The 7,094-nt window shown below is 41.4% G+C and carries 1 protein-coding gene; it reads left to right on the top strand.

The genetic code is table 11. The annotated features are described in order from the left end of the window. Positions 1-108 precede the first annotated feature (108 nt). A complete protein-coding gene (locus AC1DSL_RS14755) occupies positions 109-6,915 on the top strand; it encodes a pullulanase (RefSeq protein ID WP_477532746.1) in 6,807 nt (2,268 codons plus the stop codon). Positions 6,916-7,094 lie beyond the last annotated feature (179 nt).

Here is a 7,094-nt window from a genome sequence, read left to right as displayed (position 1 = left end):
ACCAAGAAAGGGAGGCGGACTGGCATTAATCTATCAATCTATTACACCGAAAGAATAAGGAGGAAATGCTGAGTGAGAATAGCAATAGATGTTAAACGCAAACTAAATATGTTTATCGTTTCAGTACTGGTTTTGAGCTTATGGCTACCATTTATACCCGCTCAACAGGCACATGCCACGAGTTCAACAGAAACAGCTGTAAATGAATTAACGGACTCTTCGAATCGTCATGTACGATTCACTTATATTCGCGAAGATCAAATCTATGGTACCTGGAATATTTGGGCATGGAATACTGGCATTAAAAATGATCAAATCAATTTTGAATCGTATGAAGGAGGAGTGGCATCAGTTAATATTGCGGTTGCTCCTGAAACGAAGCAATTTGGATTTGTTCTTCGTAGTACTGATAACTGGGATACTGCTCAAAAAGAGTTTGGGGATCGTTTTATTCAAGTGAATAAGAACGACTCACTGACAAAGGCTTATATTACTAGCGGTGTCGAGCAAATTCGCATCGTTCCGGATGGTTCGGCTCCAGTCATTGATAAAGGGGACGCAACTTTCTATTACCGGGACAAAGCCCTTTTCGCTAGTGACGACATGGACACGATTGAAAAAGTAGAGTTGAAGTTTAATGGACAAACGAATGAAATGACATATGAACCTGAAAATGAGAGATTTGTATTCTCATACGACAACATTCCAAATGGTAAAACCTCATACTCATTCCTTGTAACAAAAGGTGGTATTACAACAGAAGTAACTGATCCTTACAATACAACAGACGGAGTTTCAACAATTGACTTCAAGAAAGCTGACTTGACGGTTTCAGGATCAGTGGAGCCTGCAGCGATTGATTATAATCAAAATGCTGTCTTAACTGTTGATATTCAAGGTCTGACAGACGATGTGGAAATTAGCAAACTCACTGCAGATGCTTCTTCGTTAGGTGGATCAGCTAAGCTTGAGATTGATCCATCTTTAAAAGAGATTGCGATTGCAGTAGACGACGACACAACTGTTGGCATCAAAACGATTCCTTTAACAGTCGTTGATTCTTATGGAAACACGTATGAAGGAACAGCGGAAGTTGAAGTGAAAACGAGACAATCGACAGGAACGACTGATTTTGATTGGGACGAGTCCGTCATTTACTTTATGTTAACAGATCGATTCTTTGATGGTGATGAATCGAACAATGACCCTTACGATTTGAACTATGATACATCTAAACGTGGAACGTACCAAGGTGGAGACTTAAAAGGGATTACGGCTAAATTGGATTATCTTGATGATCTCGGTGTGAATACGATTTGGATTAGTCCAATTGTAGAAAACATCAAATATGATGTTCGTTCTGTCGAAAYAAACGGGCCATCTGTTGATCCATATTACGGCTATCATGGCTACTGGGCAAGTGACTTTGGGAAATTGAATCCGCACTTTGGAACGATGGAAGATTTCCACGAACTGATTGATGCAGCGCATGCCCGTGATATGAAAATCATGGTGGATGTCGTAGTGAATCATACCGGCTATGGCTTGAAAGAAATCGATGGAGCTATGGCAAACAAGCCTGCAGGTTTCCCGACAGACRAAGAGCGTGCGAATTTCAGCGATATCGTCCGTCAAGGAGCTGACGTTGGAACGGATGAGGTTGTTGGTGAATTGGCTGGACTTCCTGACATTAAGACGGAAGACCCTGCAGTTCGTCAACAAATCATTGATTGGCAAACGAGCTGGATTGAGCAAGCAACGACAGCAAATGGAAATACAATTGACTACTTCCGTGTAGATACCGTTAAGCATGTGGAAGATGCTACGTGGATGAAATTCAAAAATGCATTAACGGACAAAATGCCTGAGTTTAAGATGATTGGTGAAGCTTGGGGTGCTAACGTTAATAATAACCTCGGTTACCTGAACACAGGCACGATGGATTCATTACTTGATTTTGAGTTTAAAAATACAGCGAGAAACTTTGTAAATGGTCAATTGAAAGCAGCAAATGAAGCGCTTGTTGATCGCAATGGAAAAATCGACAATGCCGCAACATTAGGCCAGTTTTTAAGTAGCCACGATGAAGACGGATTCCTTCATTCACTAGGTGGCGATGAAGGCAAGTTGAAAGTTGCGGCATCTTTGCAGGCAACAGCAAAAGGGCAGCCAGTCATTTATTACGGAGAAGAACTTGGGCAAAGTGGAGCCAACAACTACCCGCAATATGATAACCGCTATAACTTTGCGTGGGATCAAGTCGATAACAATGATGTGTTGGAACACTACACAAAAATTCTTAACTTCAGAAGTGAGCATTCAAAAGTGTTTGCGAAAGGCGAAAGAACATTTGTAGGAGGATCTGACAAAGATAAATTCCTATTATTCTCTCGTGACTATCAAGATCAATCGGTTTACGTCGGATTGAACGTCGCTGAAGAAGCGATAGATGTGACGTTAACAGTTGATTCGGCGGATGCAGTAGTGACTGATTATTATTCTGGAGAGGTCTATGAAGCAAACGAAGCAGGAGAAATTAACTTATCACTTCTATCAAATGCTGACGGCGGTACGGTTTTATTAACAGTTGAAGGTGGAAATATTACAGGTGCAGTTGCTTCAGGTGACGGTAACGCTGAAGTAGAACCAATTCCTGATAACACGATTCGAATTCATTACAACCGACAAGACAATGTGTACGAAAACTATGGTGCATGGCTGTGGAATGATGTCGCTTCACCTTCGGCTAACTGGCCAGTGGGTGCAACGATGTTTGAAAAAACGGATAGCTATGGTGCTTACATTGACGTACCACTGGCTAACGGTGCGAAAAATATCGGCTTCCTTGTAATGGATATAACAAAAGGTGACGCGGGTAAAGATGGCGGAGACAAAGGCTTTACGATTTCTCAACCTGAGATGAACGAAATATGGATTAAGCAAGGGTCAGATAAAGTGTACACGTACGAACCGGTTAATTTGCCTGCAAATACGGTCCGCATTCATTACTCGCGTGAAAATGCTGACTACGAAAACCTTGGCATTTGGCACTGGGGCGATACAGCAGCTCCTTCTGACGGTTGGCCAACTGGTGCAGTTGATTTAGACGGGACAGATCGTTATGGTGCATATGCGGATATCGAGCTGAAAGAAGGCGCGAAGGATATCGGCTTCCTCATCGTCAATCAACAGACACAAGAGAAAGATGCAGGAGATAAATCATTCAATTTATTGGATAAGTATAATCACTTATGGATTAAACAAGGTGATAATAACGTCTACATTTCCCCTTATGCAGAAGTGGCATCGGGCATTGTATCGGGTGAAGTAACCTCTGAAGATACGGTTCTATTAGGATTCACGATGACAGATGGTTTAACAGCAGAAAAACTGAAGGATGATTTGGTCATTAAAGATGTTGATGGTGCAGTTGTTTCGGTTGAAAGCGTAGAAATCACTGGAGCAACAACAGTTGAAGTAACAGCAACACTGAACTTAGACAAACTGCCATTGTCGATTACGTATTCAGGCAGAACCGTTTCAGCATCTACAGGCTGGAGAATGCTTGATAAGATATATGCTTATGATGGAAATGATCTAGGTGCAACGTACAAAAATGGCAGTGCCACATTGAAATTATGGGCGCCTAAAGCAAGTAAAGTAGTGGCGAACTTCTTCGATAAAGAAGATGCGGCAGCTCCAATTGGCACTGTAGAGTTAACACTCGGCGAACAAGGTGTCTGGTCGAAAGACATCAACCCAAGTGATCTTGGTGTAACAGATCTTAAAGGCTACTATTATCAATACGAAGTAACGAATGATGGAGTAATGAAAACGGTATTGGACCCTTATGCCAAATCCATGGCAGCCTTTACGTTGAATACAGAGGGTGATGCTGGACCAGACGGCGATACGGTCGGGAAAGCAGCGATTGTCGACTTAAGCGGCACGAACCCTAAAGGTTTCGGTCATGCTTCAATTGATGGGTATGAAAAACGTGAAGATGCCGTGATTTACGAAGTTCACGTACGTGACTTTACGTCAGATCCTTCGATTGAAAAGGATTTAAAATCAAGATGGGGCTCGTATAAAGGATTTATCGACAAGCTAGATTACATTAAATCTCTAGGTGTTACACACGTTCAATTACTTCCTGTCATGGCTTGGTATTATGGTGATGAAACGAAGATGGGCGAACGCGAACTTAACTATTCAGCGGGTGGCAATGAATACAACTGGGGGTACGACCCTCACAGTTACTTCTCGCCAGATGGTGCGTATTCAGAGAATCCGAAAGACGCTGAACTGCGAGTGAAAGAGCTGAAAGAATTAATTGATGCCATTCATGATGCGGATATGGGTGTTGTATTTGACGTCGTATACACGCATATGGCAAAAGCCAGCATGTTAAATGACATTGTCCCAAATTACTATGCATACCAGGATGCGAAAGGTAACTTCCTTGGTGGCTTTGGTAACAACTTGGCAACAAGTCACACAATGGCTGAAAAACTAATGGTCGATTCAGTGAAATATTGGTTTGACGAATACAAAATTGACGGCATGCGTTTTGATATGATGGGTGATGCAACGTATCCATCCATTCAAAAGGCGTATGACGTAGCAGCTTCTGTTAATCCTGATGCTTTATTTATTGGAGAAGGCTGGAGAACATTTGCTGGTCATTTGGCTGATCCAGCACAGGCAGGAATGGGTGCAGACCAGGACTGGATGGATAAAACAGATGACGTTGGAGTATTCTCTGACGAAATCCGAAATGAATTGAAATCTGGTTTCGGTTCAGAAGGTGAGCCTAGATTCATTACAGGTGGCGCAAGAGATATTGATACGATTTTCAACAATATTAAAGGACAGCCTTCCAATACAGCTGATGATGACCCGGGTGATATGGTCCAGTACATCGAAGCACACGACAACTTGCCTTTATATGATGTCATTGCCCAGTCCATTAAAAAGGATCCGGCAATTCCTGAAAATGACTTGGAAATTCATAAACGAATCCGTATAGGGAACTCATTGATTTTAACTTCACAAGGCACTGCCTTCATTCATGCAGGGCAGGAGTACGGCAGAACGAAGCAATGGTTTGGTGAAGGGGTACCTGAACAGAAATATCATGAATTGAAAGATATGGATGGGAACACATTTGGCTATTTCGTCCATGATTCCTATGACTCTTCAGATGCCATCAATAAATTTGATTGGAAAAAAGCAACGAACAAGAAAGAATTTGCAGTCAATACAACAACAAATGCTTACACGAAAGGCTTAATTGATTTAAGAAAATCAACCAATGCTTTCCGTTTAGGTGAAAAAACGCTAGTAGATACAAACGTATCGCTACTTGATTTCCCTGAGATGAAAGATTCCGATTTAGTTATTGCATACGAAAATATCTCAACTGATAAAACAGGCAACTACTACGTATTTGTAAATGCTGACAATAAAGCTCGTACGTTAACATTAGGAGATTATGATTTCACTGATGGTGTTGTCCTAGTAGACAATGATGAAGCGGGAACACATCCCGTATCGAAAAAATCAGGATTTAGCTTATCGCGTCAAACAATGACCATTGATCCTTTAACAACAGTCGTGATTAAACTGGATCGAAAAGCTACAGAAGAACCGAAGAACAATGGGAACGATGGGTATCAACCACCTGCAAATGGAAAACCGAACACAATCGTGCTTCCACCTCAAGCGGCAGAAGTAGTGAAAGAGAAAAACCCTTCAGGAATGATTGAAGTAGTTACAAAAGTTGTCCCTGGAAAAGTATCGGAAATTGTCAATGCAATTACGTCTGAGCAATTTGTCGTAGCGCTTAAGTTAGAAAAACCGGATACTGGAGAAACGGTGAAAGCACAGGTTCCTGGCAGTTTATTTAAAGAAGCGTTAAAGAAAAACAAACAGGCAATGATCGAGATTCAAACTGATGAAGCAACCTACAAGCTACCTGCATCAGAAATTTATGTCGCAGATATAGCTAAAAAGCTAGGGGTTGCTGAAAGTGATGTTCAAATCACGGTGTCTGTGAATGTCGTGAAAGCYCCTTCGACTAAAGTGAAGATTGTATCCAATGCAATTGAATTCCACGTCGAAGCAGTTGCTGGAGATAAGAAAGTGACAATCACAGAATATGGTTCATTTGTTGAACGAGAAATTGTTGGCGATAAAGAGTTCAATCCGAAAACTATGGTCGCAGTGAAGTTCAATCAAGATGGAACATTCAATTCACTTCCTACTTTATTTGACGGCAAAATCGCAACAGTGAAGTCACTGACAAACTCAACATATGCGATTGTTGAAAACAACCAAACATTCCCGGATGTGAACAACATCAACTGGGCAGAAGACTCGATTGAAAAACTAGCATCTAAATACATCATAAAAGGGAAAGTAGACGGAACTTACGCACCAGCAGAAGATATTTCCCGTGCCGAATTCACCGTATTATTGGTTCGTGCACTAGGACTTCCGGCAAAAGCGTATGACAACCGCTTCTCAGATGTAAAAGGAACAGAATGGTTCAATGCCAATGGAGAACTAATGACAGCCGTTCAATACGGAATCATTAACGGAAAAAACGACGGAACATTCGCTCCATACGAAAAACTGACACGCACCCAAGCAGTCGTCATGATTTCAAGAGCAATGGAGCTAAAATTCCTGAACTTCGATTTTGCAAAATTAGACCATGCTAAAAAACTAGCAGACTTCAAAGATGCCAACCAAATGACAGGCTGGTCTAAAGCAGGAATCGAAAACGTTTACCAAGCGGGTATCATTGACGGTAAGAGTAACGGTACGTTTGATCCGAATGGCTTCACGAAGCGTGATCAAATGGCTAAGATTTTGGCGAGGTTTTTGGAGGTTAGTAATTTGATGAATTAGTAATCCCGAATGATATCTGAGGGCATATAATAGCAAAGACCAAAAACACATCCAGTCCGTTGATTGGATGTGTTTTTTATAGAATCATATCCAATGTTCATCACAAGAGGGAAGAAGATGTATGTACAGAGCCGCTTTGGGTATCGATACTTCATATATAGATATGCATAATTTAAATG

The organism is Paenisporosarcina sp. P4_D4 (assembly GCF_056401835.1).
This window is presented reverse-complemented; position numbering and strand designations above follow the sequence as displayed.